The following is a 253-nucleotide window of genomic DNA, read 5'->3' as shown; positions in this document are numbered from 1 at the left end:
CCGTGACTGGTTCGCCATCAAGCTGCGCTCGGCCTGGAGCGTTGGCGGCGTCACCTATGCCGCAGACAGCGTGCTCGGCATCTCGCTCTCGGGATTTCTCGCCGGCGATCGCAACTTCGCGATCCTGTTCGAGCCGGGCGCGCGCCGCGCGCTGCAGGGATTTTTCTGGGCCGACGGCAAGCTGCTGCTGTCCATTCTCGACGAATTGCGGCCGGCGTTTGAGATCTGCACGCCCTCGGCCTCAGGCTGGAGC

At 66.4% G+C, this 253-nt stretch carries 1 pseudogene; it reads left to right on the top strand.

The window, feature by feature from the left end:
* Positions 1 to 253, top strand: a pseudogene (locus tag C1X29_RS30125) (hypothetical protein); the annotation flags it as partial.

Source organism: Pseudomonas sp. GW456-12-10-14-LB2 (assembly GCF_002884345.1).
Taxonomy (GTDB): domain Bacteria; phylum Pseudomonadota; class Gammaproteobacteria; order Pseudomonadales; family Pseudomonadaceae; genus Aquipseudomonas; species Aquipseudomonas paraglycinae.
Note: the sequence above shows the minus strand (reverse complement) of the source record. Positions and strands in the feature narration are given on the sequence as shown.